This is a genomic window from Mesorhizobium sp. WSM4976, assembly GCF_029625685.1.
Classification (GTDB): domain Bacteria; phylum Pseudomonadota; class Alphaproteobacteria; order Rhizobiales; family Rhizobiaceae; genus Mesorhizobium.
Map to the genome: position 1 here is coordinate 1 of NZ_JARTVT010000076.1, position 3,304 is coordinate 3,304.

The following is a 3,304-nucleotide window of genomic DNA, read 5'->3' on the forward strand; positions in this document are numbered from 1 at the left end:
CTGCCTTGAAAGCCAGGATCAAGGAGATCACGGCGACGCGGGTGCGTTACGGCTACCGGCGCGTCCATGTATTGCTGCGCCGGGAGGGATGGCCCGTGAACGCTAAGCGAATCTATCGCCTCTATAAGGAGTTAGGCCTGCAGATCCGCAACAAGACGCCGAGGCGACGGGTGAAGGCGAAGCTGCGCGAAGATCGGACAGAGGCCGTGCACTCCAACGATGTCTGGGCCATGGATTTCGTTCACGACCAATTGGCGACCGGCCGCAAGATCCGCGTGCTCACCGTCGTCGACACCTTCTCGCGCTTCTCGCCCGCGGTCGATCCGCGGTTCAGCTACCGGGGAGAAGATGTCGTAGCCACACTGGAGCGGGCCTGCCGCTCAGTCGGCTATCCGAGGACGATCCGGGTCGACCAGGGATCGGAGTTCATCTCCCGCGATCTCGACTTGTGGGCCTATCAGCGCGGCGTCGAACTGGACTTCTCGCGGCCGGGCAAGCCAACCGACAACGCCTTCATCGAGTCCTTCAACGGCAAGTTCCGCAGCGAATGCCTCAACGCCCACTGGTTCCTGACGCTTGACGACGCCCGCTTGAAAATGGAGGAATGGCGTAAGGACTACAATCCTGTTTCATAACACCCATCTGTCTATGTTGTTGAAGGGAATAGGCTTCGCTGATCGGGATGCGATCCTGCGGGGTATTTGGGGTTCTGTCGCGCGCGATGAACGATCTGCAAGGCATGCGGCTTTCCGAGTTCTGACCGGCTGAAGATCCACGGACCATCCGGCAGGGGATGAACGCCTTCGATCTCGCCTGTCTCGGCGGCGAGCCTGAGGGTCTTCGGTGCAACGCCGAGAAGGCGTGCGGCCTTGTTCAGGTTGAGCCACGGTTGGTTGCCCTCCGGCGCCGGCCGGAAGACCGGAATCTTGTGATGCGACCGGTGCGCCGTGACCCGTTCGCGCGTCCAGCGATTGCCATGCCCGGTCACCAGGCCGTTGCGGTTGAGAATGCCGGCAATCAGATCGTCGCTGACGATCAGTACCAGTTGCCGCATGGCGGCGATGATGTCGGTGGAGGTGCTGTTGCGTTGTCCGCGGCGCCGCTTCGGCAAGCGCAGTTCGGTGTGAACCCCGCCGATCCAGTGGATCAGCAGGACGATCTCGGAGGCTTCATCATCAATATCGGCGATCACCTCCTGAATGACGGTACGCGCGATGCGCTTCTTGAGCCGCGCATCTGTCGTCGGTGCCGCCCAGACGATGTGGAGGTTCGCGGCCAGCGCACCAAGGTCCATCGTCAACACAGGTGACGGCTTCGCCCTTGCGGCGTCATGTGTGGCGATCTTGCCCTCGATCTCGCCGACATGTGCGAGGGCACGGTTCCACCGCGTCTCCAGTTCCGCAGCGACCAGCCGGTTCTCGGGGTCGGCCGCGTCATATTGCCGGAAAGCCCGGTCGGCGGCGTAGCGTGCAGCCTCCAGATCGCGACCGAGAGCGTCCCGAACCTGGTCGCGGCGATTGGCTGCCTGCGCTTCGGCCTCGGCGGCAGCCGCAACCGCGCCGGGCTCGACGACCTGCAGAAGGGCCTCTTCAATAGCGTCATCGACGCGAAGTCCGCCGAAGGCGATGCAGCGCGGTTCGCCATTGTCGAGCAGGCCCCGCCAGCAGGAATAGCGCGGGATGTTGTGCTTGATACCCGTGTATCGCACCGTGAGCTTGCGGCCGCAGCGGCGGCACCGGACAAGCCCGGCGAGCAATGCATCGCCATGCTTCGGTGCTCCGTGATGCCGGCCCGTTGGCACGTTGTCGCTCACCATTGTGCGGATTGCCTCCGCTCGTTCCCAACTGACGTAACCTTCATGGCTGCCCGGGATCAGAGCCAGCCATTCCTCCCGGGCCTGGCGACGAACGCCCGATCGAGGGGCCGTCGATCCAAATCCCGGCGCGGCTCGAGTCCTACCATAGGCATAGGCGCCGCCGTAGATCGGGTTCTCGATCATTCGGTGGATCGTGGCATAGCTGGGTCTGTGCCAGACGACATCGCCGTTGTTGCGCCTGGTGGGCAAATCCAGACCATGCTCGAGGAACCACATCAAGGCCTGACGGGCGCTGCCGAGCGCGGCGACCTTGTCGAACACAAGGATAATCGTCTCTTGCACGCGGCGGTCGGGATCCTTCTCGAGCCGATCCCCGACCTTTACGAAGCCGACAGGTGCCGCGACCACGAGTTCGCCACGGCGTGCCTTCTCGTAGCGGGCCGAGAGCGACCGCTGGCGCAAAAGATCGAGTTCGTACTCGTTGAGGCTTCCCTTTAACCCCAGCAGCAGCCGGTCGTTGCCTTGGCGCGGCGCATAGACCGTCTCCTGGTCGACCAGCACGGTGTCGACGACGCGGCACATCTCGATGAGCTGCTGCCAGTCGCGGCTGTTGCGGGCAAACCGCGACACTTCCCGCGCCGCGACCGCACCGACCTTGCCGAGACAGACTTCCGCGACCATTCGGTCGAAACCGGCACGTGCGACGCCGCCGGCGGCGGACCGGCCGAGATCGTCGTCGACCGTTTCGACGCGAGACCACCCAAGCGCCGTCAGGCGATCGCGCATCGCATATTGAAGCGTGCTGCTCTCGCGGTTGTGCAGGACCTGATGGGCCGACGACTGCCGCACGTACAGTATCGCCTTGCGCTCAAGATGGTGCGGCTTGATCTTCTCATGCATCATGATCCGCGCCCTCCTGTCGCCCGGCGCGGTCGCCGCCGACGTGGTCGAGGATCAGACGCACCATCAGCTTCGTCACTGACCGACGCGTCTCGACAGGCAGCGCCTGCCATCGCGGCGCCTCCATCATCGTGTGGGTGTCGTTCAACCTGGAGAACAGATCGAACTGGTAAGTCGTGGGCTTGCGCGGCATGGACCTCTCCCCGATTCGAGTCGTGAGAGTCCGATGCTGCGCCGATCCTCTGAGATTGCGACGGCACGCCTGTGTCACGCAGAAGCTCAGCCAAGCCGACAAGCACGGCAAGATCGACCTGCGCGGCAGCCGTGATGCGCCAGCTCACGCCAGCCGATCGGTCGAACATCCATGCCGGAACCTCCAGCCACCGGTCCGACGCTTGGCCGGAAAGGCTGCAGCGGAAAACCGTCACATCACCCTTCTTGATCACTTCATGGGTATGGACCTGCAGCCCGGCCCACGGATGCCACGGATAGCAAAGCTCGCGTTCAATCGCAGTCCCGTGGGTGTTAAGTCGTCGAGTTGTACAATACCGTCCGACCCCACAGCGCGATCGGCAACAAGCCGCCGAT

The 3,304-nt window shown here is 63.6% G+C and carries 2 protein-coding genes and 1 pseudogene; 1 reads left to right on the forward strand and 2 read right to left on the reverse strand.

Translation table 11 applies throughout. The annotated features are described in order from the left end of the window. Positions 1-623 (forward strand): annotated as a pseudogene (locus P9272_RS35635) (IS3 family transposase); the annotation flags it as partial. A gap of 23 nt (positions 624-646) precedes the next feature. Here P9272_RS35635 and P9272_RS35640 read toward each other — a convergent pair. Beyond that, positions 647-2,719, reverse strand: coding sequence for a recombinase family protein (locus P9272_RS35640; protein WP_278164871.1), 2,073 nt, complete (start codon positions 2,717-2,719; stop codon positions 647-649). Next, positions 2,709-2,909, reverse strand: a complete 201-nt coding sequence (locus P9272_RS35645) for a hypothetical protein (RefSeq protein WP_278164873.1) — start codon at positions 2,907-2,909, stop codon at positions 2,709-2,711. Before P9272_RS35645 ends, P9272_RS35640 begins: the two co-directional genes overlap by 11 nt. Positions 2,910-3,304 lie beyond the last annotated feature (395 nt).